The sequence below is a fragment of the Pseudomonas sp. WS 5078 genome, from assembly GCF_012985745.1.
GTDB classification, from domain to species: Bacteria; Pseudomonadota; Gammaproteobacteria; order Pseudomonadales; family Pseudomonadaceae; genus Aquipseudomonas; species Aquipseudomonas lundensis_A.
Genome location: NZ_JAAQWX010000002.1, coordinates 35,189 through 56,334, shown reverse-complemented (window position 1 = coordinate 56,334; position 21,146 = coordinate 35,189). Strand labels below are relative to the sequence as shown.

Annotated in this window: 15 protein-coding genes; 11 read left to right on the top strand and 4 right to left on the bottom strand. The window is 57.9% G+C overall.

Annotated elements, in window-relative coordinates:
• Window position 1 precedes the first annotated feature (1 nt).
• From nikB to HBN68_RS03430, 4 genes are read left to right on the top strand one after another with little or no spacing between them, the layout of a single operon-like run.
• A complete protein-coding gene (nikB, locus tag HBN68_RS03445) occupies window positions 2–943 on the top strand; it encodes a nickel ABC transporter permease subunit NikB (protein WP_169962654.1) in 942 nt (313 codons plus the stop codon).
• Window positions 940–1,788 (top strand): nickel ABC transporter permease subunit NikC, encoded by an 849-nt coding sequence (gene nikC / locus HBN68_RS03440; protein WP_169962652.1) that lies wholly within the window; start codon window positions 940–942, stop codon window positions 1,786–1,788. The genes nikB and nikC overlap by 4 nt, the downstream gene beginning before the upstream one ends.
• The gene (locus HBN68_RS03435; protein ID WP_094994371.1) at window positions 1,785–2,558 is read left to right on the top strand and encodes an ATP-binding cassette domain-containing protein; all 774 of its coding nucleotides are present in this window, start codon (window positions 1,785–1,787) and stop codon (window positions 2,556–2,558) included. Before nikC ends, HBN68_RS03435 begins: the two co-directional genes overlap by 4 nt.
• On the top strand, window positions 2,555–3,397 hold the full coding sequence (locus tag HBN68_RS03430) for an ATP-binding cassette domain-containing protein (RefSeq protein WP_169962650.1): 843 nt from the start codon (window positions 2,555–2,557) through the stop codon (window positions 3,395–3,397). Before HBN68_RS03435 ends, HBN68_RS03430 begins: the two co-directional genes overlap by 4 nt.
• 43 nt (window positions 3,398–3,440) lie before the next feature.
• On the opposite strand, the gene HBN68_RS03425 is transcribed toward HBN68_RS03430, so the two are convergent.
• Complete coding sequence (locus HBN68_RS03425) at window positions 3,441–4,637, bottom strand: sugar transporter (protein WP_094994373.1); 1,197 nt, start codon at window positions 4,635–4,637, stop codon at window positions 3,441–3,443.
• Window positions 4,638–5,054: 417 nt separating this feature from the next.
• Here HBN68_RS03425 and HBN68_RS03420 point away from each other — a divergent pair, with 417 nt between their 5' ends.
• The 4 genes from HBN68_RS03420 (at window position 5,055) to HBN68_RS03405 (ending at window position 15,107) form a co-directional block, all read left to right on the top strand.
• Window positions 5,055–7,211 carry a TonB-dependent siderophore receptor gene (locus tag HBN68_RS03420; RefSeq protein ID WP_094994374.1) on the top strand — a complete coding sequence of 719 codons (2,157 nt, stop codon included), beginning with the start codon at window positions 5,055–5,057 and terminating at the stop codon, window positions 7,209–7,211.
• A 169-nt stretch (window positions 7,212–7,380) separates the two neighbouring features.
• On the top strand, window positions 7,381–11,670 hold the full coding sequence (locus HBN68_RS03415) for a DUF6543 domain-containing protein (RefSeq protein ID WP_169962648.1): 4,290 nt from the start codon (window positions 7,381–7,383) through the stop codon (window positions 11,668–11,670).
• 18 nt (window positions 11,671–11,688) lie between these two features.
• A complete protein-coding gene (locus HBN68_RS03410; RefSeq protein WP_169962646.1) occupies window positions 11,689–13,131 on the top strand; it encodes a glycosyltransferase in 1,443 nt (480 codons plus the stop codon).
• Window positions 13,132–13,367: 236 nt separating this feature from the next.
• On the top strand, window positions 13,368–15,107 hold the full coding sequence (locus HBN68_RS03405) for a dipeptidase (protein ID WP_169962644.1): 1,740 nt from the start codon (window positions 13,368–13,370) through the stop codon (window positions 15,105–15,107).
• A 59-nt stretch (window positions 15,108–15,166) separates the two neighbouring features.
• Here HBN68_RS03405 and HBN68_RS03400 read toward each other — a convergent pair whose 3' ends face one another.
• Genes HBN68_RS03400 through HBN68_RS03390 form a run of 3 tightly spaced genes read right to left on the bottom strand, consistent with a single transcriptional unit; the run spans window position 15,167 to window position 17,520 of the window.
• The gene (locus HBN68_RS03400; protein WP_169962642.1) at window positions 15,167–16,393 is read right to left on the bottom strand and encodes a CynX/NimT family MFS transporter; all 1,227 of its coding nucleotides are present in this window, start codon (window positions 16,391–16,393) and stop codon (window positions 15,167–15,169) included.
• Window positions 16,380–16,841 carry a nucleoside deaminase gene (locus tag HBN68_RS03395; protein ID WP_094994378.1) on the bottom strand — a complete coding sequence of 154 codons (462 nt, stop codon included), beginning with the start codon at window positions 16,839–16,841 and terminating at the stop codon, window positions 16,380–16,382. The genes HBN68_RS03400 and HBN68_RS03395 overlap by 14 nt, the downstream gene beginning before the upstream one ends.
• 19 nt (window positions 16,842–16,860) lie before the next feature.
• Window positions 16,861–17,520: an ankyrin repeat domain-containing protein gene (locus HBN68_RS03390; protein WP_169962639.1), complete on the bottom strand. Its 660-nt coding sequence runs from the start codon at window positions 17,518–17,520 to the stop codon at window positions 16,861–16,863.
• Window positions 17,521–17,629: 109 nt separating this feature from the next.
• On the opposite strand from HBN68_RS03390, the gene HBN68_RS03385 reads away from it, so the two are divergent.
• The 3 genes from HBN68_RS03385 to HBN68_RS03375 all read left to right on the top strand — a co-directional run bounded on the left by HBN68_RS03385 (window position 17,630) and on the right by HBN68_RS03375 (window position 21,111).
• Complete coding sequence (locus HBN68_RS03385) at window positions 17,630–18,490, top strand: LysR family transcriptional regulator (RefSeq protein ID WP_094994379.1); 861 nt, start codon at window positions 17,630–17,632, stop codon at window positions 18,488–18,490.
• Between the two features lie 568 nt (window positions 18,491–19,058).
• Window positions 19,059–20,054, top strand: coding sequence for an SUMF1/EgtB/PvdO family nonheme iron enzyme (locus tag HBN68_RS03380; protein ID WP_346010191.1), 996 nt, complete (start codon window positions 19,059–19,061; stop codon window positions 20,052–20,054).
• A 61-nt stretch (window positions 20,055–20,115) separates the two neighbouring features.
• Window positions 20,116–21,111: an SUMF1/EgtB/PvdO family nonheme iron enzyme gene (locus tag HBN68_RS03375; protein WP_346010190.1), complete on the top strand. Its 996-nt coding sequence runs from the start codon at window positions 20,116–20,118 to the stop codon at window positions 21,109–21,111.
• Window positions 21,112–21,146: the final 35 nt, after the last annotated feature.

Here is a 21,146-nt window from a genome sequence, read left to right as displayed (position 1 = left end):
CATGCTGCGATATATCGCTTTGCGTCTGATCCTACTGATCCCGGTGCTACTTGGGGTGTCGCTGATCGTGTTCATCTTGCTGCATTTGGGTAACGGCGACCCGGCGCTGGATTACCTGCGCCTGTCGCAAATTCCACCCACAGATGCAGCACTGGCCGAAGCACGTCAGGCGCTGGGGCTGGATCGCCCATTACCGGAGCAATACCTGACGTGGATCTGGAACGCCCTGCACCTGGATTTCGGGATTTCCTACATTACCGGCCGCCCCGTGCTGGATGACTTGCTCTATTACCTGCCTGCCACTCTGCAACTGGGCGGCCTTGCGCTGCTGGCCACCCTGGCATTCAGCATCCCTCTGGGCCTGATCGCTGCCCGCTGGCAAGGTAAATGGCCGGATCAGGTGGTGCGGGTTGTGACCTTTATCGGGGTATCGATGCCCAACTTCTGGTTGGCTTTTTTGCTGATCGCTTTGCTGTCGCTGTGGCTCGGCTGGCTGCCGCCGATGGGACGGGGTGACGCTGCGCACCTGATCATGCCGGTATTGGCAATCGCGCTGATGTCGATGTCGATCAACGCCCGCCTGCTGCGGGCCAGCTTGCTGGACGTGCGTCAGCACCGCCACGTGTTTTATGCCCGAGCCCGTGGCCTGAATGAACGCCGCGTGTGGCGCGACCATATCCTGCGCAACGCCTGGATGCCGCTGGTGACCGCCACCGGTATGCACATCGGGGAATTGCTCGGCGGCGCGCTGGTGATCGAAACCATCTTTGCCTGGCCCGGCGTGGGGCGCTTTGCCGTGAGTGCTGTACTCAACCGCGACTTCCCGGTGATGCAGTGCTTCACCCTGCTGCTCACCACGTTGTTGGTGCTGTGCAATCTGGTGGTCGACATCTGTTATGCGTGGCTCGACCCGCGCACACGCTTATCGGGGGTGATGGCATGACGGCGATAGCGGTAACAACAGTGCCCCGCACCGGACGCGGACTGCACGTAGGGCTCACATTGGTCGCGCTGCTGTTGGTCATGGCGCTGTTCGGCCCCTGGCTGACGCCGTATGACCCGACGCTGGTCAATCTCGACGACCGCCTGCTGCCTGCCAGTGCAGCCCACTGGCTGGGCACCGATCACCTGGGCCGTGATGTGCTGTCGCGATTGATCGTCGGCACTCAGCTGTCATTGGGCAGCGTGGTGTTGACCCTCGGGCTGGTCTTGATACTCGGGGTGGTAATAGGCGGCATCGCAGGCGTGATCGGGGGCAAGCTGGACATGTTCCTTATGCGCGTGTGCGACATGTTCCTGACCTTTCCGACACTGGTGTTGGCGTTCTTTTTGATCGCCTTGCTCGGCACCGGGCTGACCAACGTCATCATCGCTATCGCCCTCTCGCACTGGGCGTGGTACGCGCGGATGGTGCGCGGCATGGTGATCGCCCAGCGCAATCGCGATTACGTACTGGCCTCGCGCCTGGCTGGGGCCTCGCGCCTGACCCGCTTACGCCAGCACATCATGCCCAACGTGGTCGGGCAATTGCTGGTGCTGGCCTCGATGGACATCGGGCACATGATGCTGCACGTCTCCGGGTTGTCGTTTCTGGGCCTGGGTGTGAGCCCGCCGACGCCTGAGTGGGGCGTCATGATCAACGATTCCAAGGAGTTCATCTGGACTCATCCGCAATTGCTGCTGTGGCCGGGGCTGATGATTTTCCTCGCGGTCATGGCCTTCAACCTGTTGGGCGATGCCTTGCGCGATCGCCTCGACCCCAGCGTTCTGGCGGAGATCAAGGAATGAAGGACACATTGACGCTACAGGGGCTGACCCTCAGCCATCAGCAGCGCACGCTGGTGGACCGGGTCGACCTGACCCTCAGGGCGGGCAGCATTCATGGGTTGGTGGGCGGCAGCGGATCGGGCAAGTCGCTGACCTGTGCCGGCATCCTCGACCTGCTGCCCCCCGGCGTGCACCGCACTGGCGCAACGCTGCACCTTGACGGACACCCGGTGCAACCGCACCAACTGCGCGGACGGGCTGTGGCGCTGGTGCTTCAGAACCCGCGCAGTGCGTTCAACCCGGTACGTTCGTTGCGCCAGCATGCGCTGGAAACCCTTGAAGCGCGGGACGTGCACGGTAAACCGGCGCACGACCTGATCCTTGACACGCTGCACGAGGTGGGGCTTAAGGAGGCGGACCGCGTGCTGGATTCGTTTGCTTTCCAGCTCAGCGGCGGCATGTTGCAGCGCATGATGATTGCCCTGGCGCTCTTGGCCGACAGCCGTTTCCTGCTGGCCGACGAACCCACCAGCGATCTGGATGTGGTGGCACAAGCGCGCTTTCTCGACCTGTTGGAACGGCTGGTGCTGAACCACAACCTTGGCGTGTTGCTGGTGACCCATGACATGGGCGTGGTGGCGCGCAGTTGCGAGCAGGTCAGCGTGATGGCAGAGGGCCGAATCGTTGAACACGTCGATGTGCACACATTGTTTGAATCCCCCCACAGCCCCGAGGCGCGCACCTTATTGGCCGCGCATCGCACCTTGACCCGGGAGGCCTACGCGCCATGAGTTTTCTACAGGTAGAAGGCATCCGCCACGGTTACACGGCAGGCGGCATGTTCAGTAAACGGCACCGGGTGGAGGTGCTGCAGGGGCTGAATCTGGAACTGATCGAAGGTCAAAACCTCGGCCTGTTGGGCAGTAGCGGCAGTGGCAAGAGCACCCTTGCCCGCTTGTTGATGGGGCTGGAGACGCCAGAACAGGGCCGCATCATCTTTCGCGGGGAACCGCTACAAGGCCCTGACAAGCCATTCCTGCAACAGGTACAAATGGTCTTTCAGGACGCCCTGACTGCCTTCAACCCCCAGCGCAGCATCGGCTGGAGCATCGCCGAGCCTTTGCGGCATCTGGCGCAAATGAGTGAACAGGCGTGCAAAAACCGGGTGGACGCGTTGTTGCTTCAGGTCAAGTTGCTGCCTGCGGACGGCGACAAACTCCCCGCCCAACTCAGTGGTGGCCAATTACAGCGCGCCGGCATCGCACGGGCCCTGTCAGTGGCGCCTAAATTGATCATCCTGGACGAGGCCCTGTCCAATCTCGACCGAGTGCTGCAGGTGCAAATTCTCGAACTGCTGACTGACATTCGCCGTGAGTCGGGGACGGGGTTCTTGCTGATTACCCATGACTTGAGCCTGGTCAAACACTTCTGCCAACGCGTGGTGGTCTTGGCCGAAGGCACGCTGGTGGAGGACCGCGAGGTCACACCGCACCTGTACTTTGAGCACCCGGCGGCCTGTGTGTTGCAGGACGCCGTCTTGCCCGCCCGACCAAAAGCACGGCGGGCATCGCTCAACCCTGTCGATTCGCCCCTCGCCCGCAGGACCGAGGCAGGCGAGCGTCAGGCTTGAGCCGCAACAGCCTCCGGCGCAGACGCGTCAGAGGCTGGCCCATTTATTCGGCAGGCGGGTTTTGCCCTGCCGAACGGCTGATGCGGTACATGCTCACGCAATAAATGGCCAGGGCCACACCGGCCAAGCCGCCACCGGTGACACCAATGTAAGAGAAGCCCGCGTGTACACCCACCCAACTACCCAGCAGGGCGCCACCGCCAATGCCGATGTTGTAGATGCCGGAAAACATGGCCATGGCTACGTCTGTGGCGTCCGGCGCCAGCGACAATACCCGCGACTGCAGTGCCAGGCCGAAACACATGATGGCCATGCCCCAAAACAGGCTGAGGGTTGCCAAATACGACTCTTTGCCACTCAACGGCAGCAGCAGCGCCAGACACACCGCGAGCACCGAGACCGCCACGATCAGAAAGCGCTGCGGGCTATGGCGATGCAGCACGCTGAATAGCAGCGAACCGATGATCCCTGCGCCACCAAACAACAGCAGGATGAGGGTCACCACATTCCCACTCATCCCGGCAACGGTCTGAATAAACGGCTCAATGTAGCTATAAGCGGTGAACTGCGCCGTGACCACCAGCGCAGTCAGGATGTACACCGCCACCAAGGCCGGACGTTTGAACAACACCGGTAAGCTGCGCAGCGAACCCGAGTTCTGGCTGGGCAGCAACGGCAGGCTACGGGCCAGCCAAAACACCAGGGCCAGCGCCAGGCCCGCAATTACCAGAAATGTCGTGCGCCAGCCCATCGCCTCGCCCAGCAGCCGGCCAAGGGGAATCCCCAATACCATCGCCAGCGACGTCCCGGTGGCCAGCAACCCCAGCGCCTGCACTTGCTTGCCTTCTGGCGCCAGCCGCACCGCCAGTGACGCTGTAATCGACCAAAACAGGGCATGGGACAACGCTACCCCGATACGGCTGAGTAACAGGATGCCAAAGTTGGCTGCCAGGCTGGACAGCACGTGGCTGGCGATGAACATGCCGAACAGGATCAGCAGCAGTTTGCGGCGCTCGACGTTGCGCGTCAGCAACATGATGGGCAGTGAGGTCAGTGACACCACCCAGGCATAAATCGTGAGCATCAACCCGACGCTGGCGGTGGTCATGTCGAAACTGGCGCCAATGGCGCTCAGTAGCCCTACCGGCACGAACTCGGTGGTATTGAACACAAACGCGGCGAGCGCCAGGGCGATGACCGGTTGCCAATTGGCAGAGGATGAAACGTTGGGAGTGCTCATTTAAAGAATGTATTACTCGCTATCGATGATCGAACAGGTCCTTGGGGCGACCTCCCTGGCACACACGTCCTGCATTCACAACACGTGCCAGGTGACTGGGTTGACGGCCCGAGGCAAAACAGTGCGGCATTCTATAGGCTTCTCAAAACGCCGTTCGTGCCCATTGATGTTAGCAGCGAGGCATTTTGTCACACGCAAGAGACCTCGGCGGTGGGTAGGTGACGTTATCACCCACTGCGGATGGGGCTCAGTAAGTGCCTGAGTCGGCGGGTCAGAGATGCTACCCTGCGCGCCTCAAAGATCTGGCCATCAGCCAGGCACCTATCGACCTGTGCAAATACGCGCATGCTGGCGAAAACGGCAACGTTGCTCGCGAGCCTGTGGGTGGGTGCAAGGCCGGGACGTTCAGGAGTTTTCATGGGTAAGCCTTTGCCGCGTTTTGCGTTCAATACCTTGAGTTTCAGCCTGCTGGTTGCCAGCGCTTTTCAAACGGTGCATGCCAGCGAAACCGAGCTGCCTGCCATTTCAGTGACGGGCGAAGACAGCGTCGGGTATCAGGCGCAAACCGCATCAGTGGGCGGATTTGAGGCGGCGCCCTTGCTGGACACCCCGGCGGCTGTTTCTGTGTTCACTGAAGCGCTGATCCAGGATCAGCAAGCGCGCTTGCTCAGCGATGTGTTGAAAAATGATGCATCAGTGGGCGAAAGCTACGCCCCTGTCGGCTATTACCAGAACTTCGTGGTGCGCGGTTTCTCGTTGAACGCGGCCAGCAGTTACAAGATCAATGGGCGCACCATCACCGGCGAGCAAAACGTCGGCCTCGAAAACAAGCAGCAAGTGGAGTTGCTCAAAGGCCTGTCCGGCCTGCAAAGCGGTGTGTCGGAACCCGGCGGGCTGGTCAACTACGTGACCAAGCGTGCCGCCGATGTGCGTTCGGTGACGGTGTCCACCGACGACCGGGGCAGCGGCTACATTGCCACCGATGTCGGCGGCTGGTTCGGCAGTGAACAACAGTTCGGCCTGCGGGCCAATGTGGCCCATGAAGACATCCATTCTTACGTTGAACACGCCAACGGCCAGCGCGACTTTGTGTCTTTGGCGTTCGACTGGAACATCAACCCCGATATGCTGCTGCAACTGGATGCCGAGTACCAAACCACAGAACAACGTTCGGTGCCCGGCTACCAGCTCTTAGGCGGTACAGAACTGCCGCGCCATGCCTCGCCGAAAAAACTGCTTGGCCACCAAAGCGGCTCAAAACCCGTGACCATCGACTCGCTGAACCTCAACGGCAACCTTGAGTACCGCTTCAGCGATAACTGGAAAACCACGTTCAGTGCGTCGCGCAGCAACGTCGTCATTGACGACTACAGCGCCTTTGCCTGGGGCGGTTGTACGCAGGGTGACGCCTGCTCGCAAGGCAACTATTTCAGCCCTGAAGGCGGTTACGGCATTTACGACTTCCGCAGCCCCGACGACACCCGGCGCAATGACGAGGTGCAAGCCACCCTGAGCGGCGCCTTCAACACCGGGGCGTTAGGCCATGAGCTGACAGTGGGCAGCAGCGCGTTTCGTCGTGTGGTCAATAACCGGGAGTCGATCATGGCGTGGATCGGCAGCGGCAACATTGATGCCGAACCCGAGCAATTCCCCCGCTACACCGGCGCCCTGAACGACAGCCAGCGCCGCCTCGACAGCCGCCAGTACGGGGTGTTTTTCAATGACCGCATCCGTTTCAATGAGCAGTGGCAGACCGTGCTGGGCGGGCGCGAGGTGCGTTTGGACGAAAAATCCTTCGACAGCAGCGGCGTTACCACCCGCCACACACGGCGTTATGAATTCTTGCCGCAGGCCGCACTGATCTACAAACCGCTGCAAAACCTGTCGCTGTACACCCGCTACAGCAAAGGCTTGTCGCTGGGCGGCACGGCGCCGTGGTTTGCCAGCAATGCCTACGACATCTTGCCGCCCAGCGTTTCACGGCAGATTGAGGCCGGGATCAAATACGACTGGCAACGCCTGAGCCTCAGCGCGACGCTGTTCCAGCTGCGCCAGGCGTACCAGTATTCCCAGCCTGACGGCGCCGGGCATTTCACCTTCGTGCAACAGGGCGAGCAGAAAAACACCGGGCTGGAACTGGCAGCCAATGGCTGGGTAACTCAACGTCTGCAGGTATCCGCAAGTGTTGCGGCGATCCGTGCCCGGGTTTCGGGCAGCGGCACGCCGGACTACGAAGGGCACCAGACCATTAATGTCCCGACCCTACGCGCCAGCCTGTATGGCGACTACGCCCTGCCGTGGGTCGACGGCCTGGCGTTGCTGGGAGGCGTGCAATACAGCGGGAAAAAATACGCCAACCAGCAGGGTAATGTTGACGCTGCCAGCTACGCCGTGTTCAACCTCGGCAGCCGCTACAGCACGCGTATCGAGGGGTATGACACGGTGGTGCGCCTGACCGTCGACAACCTGTTCGACAAACGTTACTGGCGCGATGTCGGGGATTACATGGGCGACAACTACGTGTTCCAGGGCGCGCCCTTGACGGCCCGTTTGAGTGCCACGGTCAATTTCTGAGGGGCAGTTGCACATCACCCGATAACGACCTGTGCACGGAGGCAGGCCGGTGTGCACACCGGCCTGCCCGGTAGTCAGCAAAAGATACCTGTAAACACTTAACTACCGCTTGCCCCACGCCAAAACCTCTTACGTTGAGATTTTGAAGCTCAACGGCAAGGGGCCACCTGTGAACCATCAAACCTTACCCATCATTGAACGCATAAGCGTTTATGAACTCGCCGACGCGGTCGGCTTCGTTTATGTGGAGCGCAACCCGCCCGTGGCAGCCGAGCTGGCCATGGACCTGCTCAGCTATTTGCTGCAAAAGCTCGAAAGCCCCACGCTCACACCCGAGCACTGCGCTGACCGGCTGTTTCTGCTGACATTTTGTACGCAAGTCGCCGTCAAGGAAGCAGTGGCCAGGTTGCTGGCTGTCCCGGCCAACACCGTAAAACACCCTGACGTCGGCGCGCTGCTGCTTAAACTTGCCAATTTGATCTGGGCGGCCAACGCCGGAGACACCCACTATCCCGGCACACGCCCCGAACCGGCATTACGAACACAATTCAAAAACGGGATCATTTCCCGGTTGTCGGCACTGCCCCGCCCCCATCCTGCAACCCTCTCGTTCATTGCCAACATCCTGGACAGGCACTGCACCCGCACGACCCAGAAACTGGCGATCGATTCGCTGACGACGTACAACCCCCTGCCTGGGTTGCTGGCCGCGCAGCCCAGCCTCCTTGATTGCGTACGAGCCGAGCTGGGCGCCGCCTTTCCTGCACTGCCGGCAGGCTTTCTGCTACCTGACCTGCAAAGCGTGGTATTTACTGACCACGTCAACCCGACGCTGCCCGTTCGAACACTGGCAACATTGATTGAGGGTTCCCAGGCGAGCCCCACGGATACAGCCACCGGTGCCCATCCCACTCACATCCGGTTCAGGTCATCGGACGCCACAAAGGCCGAGTCAGAGATCGCCGTTAGCCCGCAGCAATACAATCACTTCATGCAGCGACTCAAACAACTGAGTACTGCCTATGTCGAAACCCTGAACACTTACTGGGCTCGTCCCTGCGCTGACAATGACGTCCCCCCCTGCTCAAATGAGGACGCATTCGTTCAGGCGCTGAAGGGGCAACTGGAAACCGAAATCCGGTTGCTGTCCGCAGACGGCTCCCTTTCGCCCGACGGTGCTGCCTTGATACGTCAGGTGATTGATCATCCGGTCGCCGCCGACCGCGCAGCGCGGCCTGGTTCTGCCCACGTCAAAGTGGTGCGTCTGGCTATCCAGAACGTCAGTACTCAAGCGCCTCGCCTACTGTCTTCAGTCCTGGCTTTCATGCAGGACACACCGGGCACTGAGTCGACAAAGGCCATTGTGTATTCGCTGCACAAGGGCCTTGAGGAATTTGACACCCCACAGGCCCTTAAAGATGAGATGAATCGCCGCTTCAACAACCGCGATGAACTTCGCGCCTGGCTACCCTGTGTGGACGCCCACGATTACGCTGAAACTGCATTCTTCAGCGAAGACAGCCCTAAAAAACTCAGGACACAGACCCTGACCGGCGATGCCTTCAAAGAATGGGCGGCTGACCAACGGCAAAAACACGGCAACGACATTCAATACTTCTTCAAACACGCGACAGTGCTTGGTTTGTTCAGGTCACCGCAAGCGCTGGTTCAAAGGCTGGATGACGCCATACAGCGCAGATCCTACCTGCCGGTACACAACGTGTTGGCAGCTCGAACCGCCAAGCTGCTCGACCGTGTGACACCTGAAGAGATCGCGCGGGCCTTTTACATTCAGCAACATCCGGATCAAGCGTTACCTGTCAGCGCCCAGGTGCCGATCATTGATCTGTCAGCGGTATTTACCGCCCCGCCGCGCATACAAACATTGACCCGCGATACCGAGTTTCGCGCGCTGACCCTTGAAGTGTTCACCTCGCCCACTGCGCAGGCGGTCCTGCGCGGGGTGATGGGCGAGCTGAGTGACTATATTCCCAATGCCCAGACCGTGAGCGGGCAATCCGCATTGACACTGACCCATAAATGCACCCGCCACGATCGTTCGGTGCCGAGCATCAACAGCCGCCATTACAGGATTTTTTTTGCCGCCCAGCAGTCGATTCGTAATGCCCGCTTTTTTTCCCCTGAATACCACTTCTTCACGTCCAGCCTGCTGTTGACCGACGCCAAAACACTCTCCGCACACAGCCCTGAAGTCGCTGTTCAACCTCACGACATTGACAAGGCACGGCAGGTTTCAACGACGTTGTCGTCAACCGTGCATGGCCTGATCGGTGGTGGCCTTAACGTGCCTGACCTTGCGGCGCTGGCCGGTGCGCTTGAGGTCGATACGCTGTTCCCCGATCCCTCAATAGCGGGCTCGGGTCTGCAAGGCGCAACCCTTAATCAACGCATGACCGTGCTGGTGGATTCACCCGCGTTTCATCGGCTGGAAACAGCCCTCCTGAGCGCAGCGCCCTGGACAGACATTGAACGAAATAACGCGACTCCCGGCCTGATCAGGGCATTAACGGTCTCGACCCTCACCGACTACCTGTACCCGCCGGCAACTCACTGGCAAGGGCATCTTTGCGGTTTTAACCTGAATGCGCCCAGGCTGGGAAACCTGACGCTTGAGGCCGTGCGCACGCAACTGATGGAGCACCTGCGCAGCACGCTCAAATGCACGTCTCATCAAGAAGTTGATCTCGCGCTGGGCGTGTTGGCACCGCGTTATTGCCCAGAACTGCTCATCTTTGACGCTCCCCATGATTTGCGTTACGCCAACAGCAAACAGGCCATCGACTTCAGGCATGCCGTTGCAATGGCTGAGTTGGCCTTTGCGGGAGCGGCCATTGATATGGGTTACGCGCGGCTTGTGCAACTGCACCAGTCGACCCTTTCCCAAACGCTTACCTCCGAGCAGACAACGGCCATCAGCGTATTGCGCAAAACACCTGTTCTGCACTTCGCCATGTGCAGGGGGGCTATTCCATTTACGCCGATGGCCGACGTGACCTCTGAAGATGTAATGACCGCGTTCCAGTACACGACCGAGCTTGAGGAGGAACATGCCCGGGCCATGACCTCGCTGGTGCAACCACCTCCCGATCGAAAAAAAATGGCGCTGCAGCAAATAGCGCAACACCACCCAAGACACGACCTTGACGTCAGGCGCGCCTTCACCGAGCCACAGATCCATCACTATTTCGTCAACCGGTTTAAATCTCGCGGCCGCAACATGCGCATGTCATTGCTGGAGAAATACATGACGTGTGGCCAAGACAGCGAATTCGATGATCAGGTACTGGGCTTTGATACCCGGGGACTCGCCGGCTGCACGCTCAACCGGGCCTTCAACACGGCCTACGATACTTACCAGGCAGAGCACCGTAAGGCTCTGGTAGTGAAATTAAGGCATGCGATCAATGACTTACCGGCGGAACAACGTGCTCAATTATTAAGCGCCAACCACTTTTTAAGTCTGGAGTTTGATGTCGAGAACAACTGGAACTACACCCCGTGCTATTTCGGTTTACTGGCCGTCAGTACGCACCCCACCGACTCCTATGTGTTCGAAGTGTTTTGCCCCTCCGGGACGATCAGGAAAGTAGCGCCTAACGGGGAAGGCATGGCGATGTATGCCTCGTTTGACCCCTCAGGCATTCTCCGGACCGGTCACACGATTGAAGGGCTGCCGCAACTGGACGTGGACGCTTACACCACAGGCATGACAGGTTCAACACGAGGCAGGCCCCGACTGACATTGAGTTTTACGTGGGAGCCTTCTGCAGATATGCCTCAGAACACGCGCATTCAGCGACTCAGCGAGTTAATGGTAGACAAGGTATTCAGTCTGGCCATCACGTCTGCCCGCCCGCTGTATGCCCATGTAACCCCTTACGAAGCCTATAAAAATGAACTTGCCGCCCGCACAGAACTGATTTTCAGAATGATCATTCCGTTCTACTCGCTCTACCGGGACATCGAAAACGACGAGGTGACGGCAGCCACCCTGTTCAGCGCCCTGCTTGAAATATTGGCTTTTGTATTGCCCTTCGGCAAAGCCCTGTTCAGTGGCTACCGAGCGTCCCTGATACTCGGCAAAATCGTGGTCAGAAGTACGTCGTTCGGCGTATCGCGGGCCGCCCTGTTGTCCATGCGGGCCGCCTACGGCTCAAGGGCTTTTGTCATTTCGTTGTCCAAAGGCATTGCCCAGGCCGCCAATCCCTTTGCTTTAGTCGGCTTGTTATTCCTGGGGGGGCTCAAAGGCCTCGGTTACTTGCAACGCACATTGTTGCTACGCGAAAAATTAAAGACCGTGCCTGCACTTGCACACCTCAGAACCCAACTGGACCCCGGACACGCATTGACGATTGCCTACGCGGGGTCCTCCATTCAGCCAACGAGCTTCGGCCCGTTGCAACGCGCAGTGAATCCGTTCAAACCGGACTTTTCCTAGGGCATCAGAAAACTGGATGTGCGCCAACAACAACGGTTTCACCAACCTGACGTTGATCTTTCCACTGCAACGTACAGTGATTACATCTACCACCTGGCCGGTAAGGACTACATAAAAATGCAAGGCAATGTGTTTGCCCTTGCACATACGCCAGGCAGTCGCGTTCCACATATTTACAACGGGGACCAAAAAGGCCCGGCCGTGCGTTTTGACACCCTTGCTCAAGAATGGGAACTGGTTGTGGCCGGTTTAGCGGGCGGCTCTCCGCCACGGGCTCAGCCACTGACCCGGCAGATCAGCCTTCCCATGGATGGCATCATCGAGATAGAAGGCGCGTATATGGTGAGCTACAAGGGGTACGTGTTGCCGGTTGCCTACGATGCCAACCTGGAAGCCTGGCGCCATCTGCGGGAAACGAGCCTCGGGGAGCCGGTCTGGCGCAGCGACATTGGGCAATGGGAAAAAGGATCGGTCGACGCCTTCAATACTCATAAATCGCGAACGCCTACACCGACCCGTCTGAAATCCTTCACGTTCCCGACCTTACCCAAAGTGCCGGAGAATGCCGTGGCGATCCCCACTAATATTCACTACATCTGGATCGGTACCCGCGCGCCTGAGCTGCACTTGATCAGCAATATTGCGACCAACCTGACACGCTCCCCCGGGTTCATTTCAACCTTGCACCTGGATGTCAGCGCCCCCCTTTTTGAAACCATCAAACAGCTGTGCAACGAGCGGGCGCCAGGGCTCATCGTTTCAAAACTTCAGGACGAACCGTTCTATGCCGTCTTCAAAACCAGCCCGAACGCTGAGCAATATGCGCTCATCAAAGAATCCGCCAGTCAGCTGTATGCTTCAGCCTGCGATGTGGTGCGTTTTCCGTTGACCAACTATTACGGCGGTATCTATATGGACCTGGATGACGTAATCAAAGGTTCTTTAAACGCTGCCGAGTTGAAAGCCGCGCCCGACGATCTGCTGTTAGGCAACCTCGTCACATTGGCGGATATAAATTTCCACGGTTACAACAGCAGTCACTTTGCCACGCAACCCAACAACCCTCTGCTAACGGCCATCAGTACCGAGATGCACAACCGCTTTATGGCCAATAAGACGTTTTACCTCAAACCCAGGCCCACCCTTGATGAACAGCTTTCATCACAGGCCCTGGAACAGGCGCGCAAGGAGTATCAGGCGTACTTCGAAACGTACTTTCGACTCACCGGTCCCACGCTGCTCAACGATGTGCTGTCAAAAGAGCGACGCGTTTGCTACGAAACGGCTTTTCAGGCGGTGCAAGGAAAAACCGTATTTGAACAATCAAGCGTGGCGGATGCGGTGTATCTCGAGAATCTGAATACCGCTTTTGACCATTACTTCCCGTTTGCCCGCAAATTTGAAATTGATACCGGCAGCGAACACTCGTGGAAAACAGCGGAGCAGACCCTTACAGGTTGAAGCGCCACACGTCATTGCAGGGCGGGGTACTCAGCGGCAAATAAAGGCCTGAAAGAGCGGCGTAACGGCTCAAGCCCGGGCACTGCGCTCGCGTCTGGGGGCCGCCGCGTTTGCATTTCTGTGGGACACATCGCATTTAAGGGCTCCCTGCGCAGGCGATGCAGTGTTAGTTTGGAAACGTTTTGTTGCAAGTCAACGTTCTACTGAACCATCACCTGCCAAGGAATGCCCCTGTAATGGATTTCTCCCTGAAAAAGCTGGCGGCCGCGACCCTCGTCATGGCCAGTTTGTCTTCATACACCACAGTCGCCCACGCCAATCTCACTCCCGCGCAAAGCGCGGCGATTCTGAAAAATTTCAGTGACGCCTCCGTCACTGATTTCAGACAGTTCCTCACCCGCCTGGGTGATAGCGATCTGGCCAAGGCGGACAACCTGAACGCCACGATCACCACCTTCCTCGACAACAAACCCCTCAATGCTGAGCAGCAGAATGAAATCCATCGCCTGCTCGGCCTGTACACACGGGTGAAGTACGGTAAGGCCGCGACCGAAACCCTGCGTGAGCTGGTGGCCATCCCGACCGTCACCGTTGAAGGTGTTCCCCAGCACCAGAACCCGGAATTCCTGAAGATTGCCGACAAGATCAAAACACTGGCGCACGCGTTCGACCTGAAATTTCGTAACGTGGATAACCGCGTCTATGAAATTACCCTCGACGGCCAGGGCGACGAGGTCGTCGGCATCCATGCGCACGCCGACGTAGTGCCGGTCACGCCTGAAAACTGGGTGCTCAAGGACGGCACGCGGCTTGATCCCTTCAAGGTCACGCTGATCGGCGACCGCATGTATGGCCGCGGTACAGAAGATGACAAAAACGGCATCGTGGTCACGCTGTATGCAATGAAGGTCATCAAAGAAGAAAAGCTGCCATTGGCACGCAATTTCAAACTGCTGGTCGACACCACCGAAGAAACGTCTGGCGACGCCATTCCGTATTACTTCGATCACAACCCGACGCCTCAGTACAACCTTGCGCTGGACGGCGGTTACCCGGTGGTCATTGCAGAAAAAGGCTATGGCACCGTGATGGCCAACTTTGCACGCCGCGCCGCGCAAGGCAAAGGTGCCGAGGTTGTCTCGCTGACAGGCGGCATGGCGACAAACCAGATCCCGTCGACCTCGGTGGCCACGCTGGTGACCGATCAACCTGAACAGGTGGCCGCTGAGCTGAACAAAGCTGGCGCCGCGTATGCCAAGCGCAACGGTGGCGATTTTGACATCAATGCCAAGGTCGTGGGCAAGGACGTACAACTGACGGTTACCGGGGTATCGGCCCACTCCTCCGAGCCAGAATCCGGCGTCAATCCGGTGGCCCGCATGCTGGACTTTATCAATGGCCTGAACGGCAGCGTCGCGCTGAAATCCAACTTCATCACCGATGCCGCCCGCTATGGGGCTGATAACTGGGGGCTGGATTACACGGGCAAGAAACTCGGCGTCGGGTTTTCCGATGCGTTCATGGGCCCGCTGACCACTTCGCCAACCTATGTCGGGCTGGACGACAAGGGCTTGAAACTGGCGGTTAACTTGCGTGTACCGAAAGGCAAATCGCCTGAGGTGCTGAAGAAAGAAATCGCGGACAAACTCAGCGCCTGGAGCCAGGCCACCCAAACGCCTGTGGTCTTCGATTACACCATTGCCGAACCGATGTACCGCAACCCGGAAGGCGAGTGGGTGCAAGCACTGCTGGCAGTGGCCACTGAGAACCTGGGCATGAAACACACATTTGAATCATCCGCAGGCGCTACGTCGGTGCATGAGCTGCCAAACGGCGTGCAGTTCGGCCTGGCCATGCCCAATGTCAAATACACCGGTCACACGGACAACGAATTCAAAACGGTTGAGCAGTTCATGCTGGACCTGCAAATCGTGACCGAAATGATGGGCCGTATCGGGCAGTTGCAAAAACTGTAAGGGGCAAGCCGAGGCGGCCTCGATTGCCGCCTCGCGCACCGTTTAAGTAACGCGTTGTGCTACCCCATGTTCCCGACCTCAGACGCCTTGTATGGGGTTTGCTGTGCAGAAAACACCGTTTGGCTGATATTGGCCGGCCTGAAAATGCGTGTCAGCAGCATCATCGAAAACACCGCTATCACCAGCACCCACCAGGCACTGGCAAATTCCCCGGTGAGCTGCCGAAGCCAGCCCGTCATCCACGGGGATACGGCATTGATCAAAAAGCCCGCACCTTGGACAAAGCCCCCGAGTTGTCCGGCTTCGCTCGGCTTGCGGCAATGATCGAGCGTCAAAATCAGGCTCAGTGCAAAACACGCCCCTAAGCCGAACCCGATCAAGGCAACCCAAAGATGCGGCGCCCCCAGCGGCCACAACACCAACCCGGCATAGCCCGACAGTTGGGCTGCCAGGCTGATCATCAATAACGGTCGCCGGTCATGGCTGCGGTGCGCCAGCGCGGGCATCACCAAGGCAGCGATAACCTGGAATACGGTCATGAACGCCAGCAGCGAGCCGCTGCGTGTCGCGCTCCAGTCCATTTGCACGTAATACGCGGGCAACCAGGCGACCATGCTCATGTAACCGCAGTTTACGAGTCCGAAGTACAACGCCAACAACCACGCCCGGCGCTTAAGCCACACACGTGCTGGCGCCGAGGCTAGCGGCTGGACGGCATCCGCAAAAGGGAGCCGCCACCACATGACCAAGGCCACCGCTGCCGGGATCAGCCAGATGCCCAAACCGCTCTGCCAATGCTCGAAGTGGCCCGCCACCCGCGGACTGACCAGCGCAGCCAATCCGCCACCGGCCATCAGCGATGCGCTGTACACGCCCAACGCCAGCGAAACGCGGTGCTGGAATTGACGCTTGATCAGTACCGGCACCAGTACTTGAATCAGCGCCACACCCAACCCGCCCAACAAGGCCGTGGCGATCAACACCTCGGCGTGCTGGCCATAGAAACGCCAGCCGCATGCCCCAAGGATCATTGACAGGCCCAACGCCACCCCATGGCGCTCGCCCAAACCAGCGTGCAGACGCGTTCCGAGCAAGGCCACGAGGCCCATGCACACCACCGGCAAGCTGGTCAGCCAGGCGCTGCTTTGAAAGCTCATGCCCGTGGCCGCACGAATCTCCATCAACAACGGGCTGACTGAACTGAGGATCGGGCGCAAATTGAGGCCCAGCACAATCAGCAAAGCCCACTGGGCAACCACCCGCCACGTGGCTTTATCCAGCCGCATGGCGCGCCTGCCAGTCACGATAAATAGCGATCATGGCCGGTTGCGCAACGTGCTCAACCGGCAAGGCCTGCTGACACAGCGGCAACGCCATCTGTTCATAAACGCGCGCAGTGGACAAACCATAGGGCTGCGCCTGTTCGTTGCTCGCGGCATACACCACCCTCGAGACGCCGCACAAATGCATCGCACTTAAACACATGGGGCAAGGCTGGCCACTGGCGTACATCACACACCCCGCAAGGTGTGGGCCCAAGTGTTGGCTGGCAGCGCGTATTGCCAGTAATTCGGCATGCGCGGTGGGGTCCTGACTGATATGGATTGAATTGGTGGCTTCGCTGATCACTTGACCGTCTTTCACCAACACGGCGCCGAACGGCCTGCCGCCTGCGGCTACGTTATGGGAGGCCAATTGCACGGCGCGTTGCAGGTAAAAATCATCGTCACACATGGCGAGTCCTCGAGCTGAGTCAATGCGCGCCAGACGCGCGCAGTAATTGGGCTATAACGCGTTGACCGCGCTGTTGGGCATGTTGTAACGGGGTCACCCCCTGGCGGTCAGGCAGATTCAGGTCGGCGCCAGCATCAATCAACTGACTGACAATGTGCTGATGCGCAGGCCCGCCGTCAGACAGCACAATGGCTTCCAACAAACAGGTCCAACCCAGCCGATTGACATGGTTCAGGTCAACACCCGCCGCAATCAGCAGGCGCACCGTTTCGACATGGCCACGCTCGCACGCCGGGATTAACGCGGTGCCACCATACCGGTTGGTGCTTTTCAGGTCTGCCCCGTGAACCAGCGCGAGTTGCAAGATCTCGTTGTGGCCGCTCGCCCCCGCCAACAGGTAGGGGCTGTCCTGGCTCAGGTTCTTCTGGTTAACGTCGGCCCCGGCGTCCATTAACGCCTTGGCAATCTCGATCCGGTTTGCGCGAGTGGCCAGCAGCAGTGCGCTGCTGCCATCCTCTGTAGGGGCACCAAGGTCAGCACCGGCAGTGATCAGCTGCTGCACCCTCCCCGGCTCGCCTTCCCTCACTGCAGCCAACAGATCGTTCTCATTCGCCATCACGACACCCATCATCAGCATTCCCACGGCCCATGCACCGTATTTACATGGCTGAACACCCATGTTCATGGCCTCTTATCAATTGCAGGGAAAACCAGTATGGTGAGCCCGCTTGGCATTCTGAAATTAAATATAAATATGCCCTCCAGTGGCATTGTGAATGGCGGTAGCGATGTTCGATCCGATCCTGTTGCGCAGTTTTGTTGCAGTCGTGGACTGCGCCAATTTCACCCGGGCAGCGCAGCGTTTGCACCTCACCCAATCCACGGTCAGCCAGCAAATTCGCCGCCTTGAAAGCAACCTGGGCTGCACGTTGCTGGACCGCGAACAACGGCACGTGAGGGCGACACCTGAAGGTGAACGGTTGTTGACCTATGCTCGCCGTATCCTGGCGCTGCAAGAAGAAGCGCGCGACGTGCTTCTGGACCTTAAAAGCGAAGGCGTTTTACGCCTGGGGGTACCGGAGGACTTTGCGGCTGAACGCTTGATGCCCATCCTCTCGCGGTTCGGCCGGGAGCATCCTGGCGTACGCCTGGAAGTCACCAGCGGATTAGGCCCCGAGCTGCTGCGTCTTTACCGTGAGGGGGAGTTCGATCTGCTGCTGGTCAAACAGATGGGGCAAGGGGTTGATTGCCTCGCCTGCTGGCCGGAACCCATGTGCTGGGTAGACAGTCGTGCCATGCCCGCGTTGGGGCGTGATCCGTTGCCGCTGGTGGCATTTCCGGTCGGCGGTTTGTACCGCAACGAGATGCTGCACCACCTGGAAGTCGCCGGGTGGCGCTGGCGCATCAACTACTCCAGCGCAAGCCTGGCCAGTGTGTGCGCGGCCGTGGCGGCGGGAGTGGGCGTCAGCCTGCTGCCTGTGCGGGTCATCAGTGACGAACATAAGGTGCTGGAAGCCGACAGTGGCCTGCCTGATATACAAGGCGTATTTCTGGCGCTCTACGGCCAAAATGGCCTCAGCCATGCGGGGAATCTGTTGAAGCGAGCACTGGTGGAACTGTGCGAAACCCTGGCACAGAACGCAGGTTGAACACGTGCAACAGGCAGGCACAGGGAGGTCCCCCAGGAGTTGGTCTACGTGTTGGCTCTGCACCTTGAGTAGCCTTGAACGCCATCCCGCTCCCAGACCTGCCCCCTCTGCCCGTCATAACCGGACTGGCAGATCCCATGGTCAAATCGGCCTGCTGAATATCAAACTGATCCAAGGGTTTACTGACAGCGAGTTAGACGTGGTGTCCCGGTGGCTACACAGGGTTAACGAGCGCTACAAATCATCGTGACACTTACAGCCTTCCCCCCAAACCACACTTAACCGGTGAGTATTTAAACGAATACACAACGGGAATAAGGCAGAGCCTGTAGCAAGGATGACAATTACTATATAAGACAATTCTTACTTAGTAATCAGACAATTATTTACTATTACCCTGATCACCCACTAATTATCTAAAAAGGGATAAAGCTTTTTTATTCAAGTACATCAAGGACCTACACACTACTTCATCGCGCGCCTGACACAACAATGCTCGTGACGATAACTTCGACGCCTTATAAGTGTTAAGATCACCCCCACTTCCAAGCACGCATGGGACATGCCCGTGATAAAGAAAACTGTATTGCCTCTGTGTATAGCGCTCATACTGATGGGTTGCCAGGCACAAACTTCCGTTCTGCCAAAAAGCCAGAAACTGTCAGCGGACAAAGTCGCTGAAATAGCGGCGACCATCGAGCGGACTTACCCCAAGTTGTCCACTGAAATTCGCGGTCAACTGTTGAATACCGTGGTGAAGTCTCTGGACAACATGGTGTTTGTCGAAGGCGGTGAGTTCCAGATGGGGGATTTTGGTTGGCCACATAATTTTGATATCACCAACATGTGTGACTGGCCTTGCGGTATGGACCCCGAGCGGATGGGCCCCTTGAGCATGGGGACCGATAATAAATTCGTTCACCCCGTCAAACTGAGCAGTTACTCCTTCTCCAAATACCAAACTACATTGGGCGATTTTGATCTATTCTTTATCGCACAGGGCAAACCGTTGTTTGATGCAGAAGACCGAAAGCGGGAAGAACTACAGGAGAAACTCTTCTCCCCCAACCTCCCGGCGCCCGTAAAAAGCTGGCAGGAAGCCAAGGACTATTGTGTCTGGCTCGGTAAATTGAGTGGCTACCCTGTGGACCTGCCTACTGAGGCTCAGTGGGAATATGCCGCCCGTAATAGGGGTCAATACGTGATGTTTGCCACTGACAATGGCAGTTTGGACTATGGGCGCAATTACCCCGAACCGGGCATAGGCCGTACTTTTTCCGTTGATCGCTTTGTTCCTAATCCCTTGGGCATCTATAACCTCACCGGCAATGCCACCGACTGGGTTAATGACTGGTACGACAAAGACTATTATCGTGTTTCACCGTTGATAAACCCTACCGGTCCCGATACGGGTACTCTTCGAATTCACAGGGGCTCAGGGTTTCTTGAAGATCCTGTACTTAGCTCTAGTACTGTGAGGCGGTGGAGTGATAAGCCGGAGAATGATGGGTATTACCCTGGCCATAGTTTTCGTTGCGCCATTCAGTCCAATCAACCTCTCTGACATAAATATGATGAGGTCGTATTTATAGCCCCCTCACGTTGCCTGAAACAGGAACATGCCCGTGATAAAGAAAACTGTATTGCCTCTGTGTATAGCGCTCATGCTGATGGGTTGCCAGGCACAAACTTCCGTTCTACCAAAAAGCCAGAAACTGTCAGCGGACAAAGTCGCTGAAATAGCCGCAACCATCGAGCGGACTTACCCCAAGTTGTCCACTGAAATTCGCGGTCAACTGTTGAATACCGTGGTGAAGTCTCTGGACAACATGGTGTTTGTCGAAGGCGGTGAGTTTCAGATGGGGGATTTTGGTTGGCCATATGACGATGACCCTAAAAATCTATGTGACTGGCCTTGCGGCGTTGACCCCGAACGCATGGGCCACATCAGCATGGATGGCGATGATGATTTTGTTCACCCCGTCAAACTGAGCAGTTACTCCTTCTCCAAATACCAGACAACACTGGCCGATTTCGATCTGTTCTTTATCGCTCAGGGAAAGCCGTTGTTTGATACAGAAGACCGAAAGCGGAAAGAATTACAGGAGAAGTACTTCTCCCCCAACCTCCCGGCGCCCGTGAAAAGCTGGCAAGAAGCCAAAGACTATTGTGGCTGGCTCGGCAAGTTGAGTGGGTATCCTGTGGACCTGCCTACTGAGGCTCAGTGGGAATATGCAGCCCGCAACCGTGGCCAGTATGTGGCGTTCCCTACTGACAATGGCAGTTTGGACTATGGGCGCAATTACCCCGAGCGGTCCATAGGCCGTACTTTTTCCGTTGATCGCTTTGTCCCTAACCCCTTGGGCATCTATAACCTCACCGGCAATGCCACCGACTGGGTTAATGACTGGTACGACAAAGACTATTATCGCGTTTCTCCGTTTATAAATCCTAGAGGGCCGGAGAAGGGAACACTTAGGGTCCTTAGGGGATCGAACTACCCCGAAGACCCAATTCTCAGTTCAAGTACTGTACGGCGCTGGGCAAAAGAACCTGTCAGAGAATATTACTCGCCAGGCCATAGCTTTCGTTGCGCCATTCAGTCCGATCAACCTCTCTGAGATAAACATAATGAGGCCGTATTTATAGCGCCCTC

Excerpts from the sequence above, each read along its gene's own strand:
- nikB (WP_169962654.1), top strand. The coding sequence starts at position 2 with ATGCTGCGATATATCGCTTTGCGTCTGATCCTACTGATCCCGGTGCTA.
- nikC (WP_169962652.1), top strand. The coding sequence starts at position 940 with ATGACGGCGATAGCGGTAACAACAGTGCCCCGCACCGGACGCGGACTG.
- HBN68_RS03435 (WP_094994371.1), top strand. The coding sequence starts at position 1,785 with ATGAAGGACACATTGACGCTACAGGGGCTGACCCTCAGCCATCAGCAG.
- HBN68_RS03430 (WP_169962650.1), top strand. The coding sequence starts at position 2,555 with ATGAGTTTTCTACAGGTAGAAGGCATCCGCCACGGTTACACGGCAGGC.
- HBN68_RS03425 (WP_094994373.1), bottom strand. The coding sequence starts at position 4,637 with ATGAGCACTCCCAACGTTTCATCCTCTGCCAATTGGCAACCGGTCATC.
- HBN68_RS03420 (WP_094994374.1), top strand. The coding sequence starts at position 5,055 with ATGGGTAAGCCTTTGCCGCGTTTTGCGTTCAATACCTTGAGTTTCAGC.
- HBN68_RS03405 (WP_169962644.1), top strand. The coding sequence starts at position 13,368 with ATGGATTTCTCCCTGAAAAAGCTGGCGGCCGCGACCCTCGTCATGGCC.
- HBN68_RS03400 (WP_169962642.1), bottom strand. The coding sequence starts at position 16,393 with ATGCGGCTGGATAAAGCCACGTGGCGGGTGGTTGCCCAGTGGGCTTTG.
- HBN68_RS03395 (WP_094994378.1), bottom strand. The coding sequence starts at position 16,841 with ATGTGTGACGATGATTTTTACCTGCAACGCGCCGTGCAATTGGCCTCC.
- HBN68_RS03390 (WP_169962639.1), bottom strand. The coding sequence starts at position 17,520 with ATGGGTGTTCAGCCATGTAAATACGGTGCATGGGCCGTGGGAATGCTG.
- HBN68_RS03385 (WP_094994379.1), top strand. The coding sequence starts at position 17,630 with ATGTTCGATCCGATCCTGTTGCGCAGTTTTGTTGCAGTCGTGGACTGC.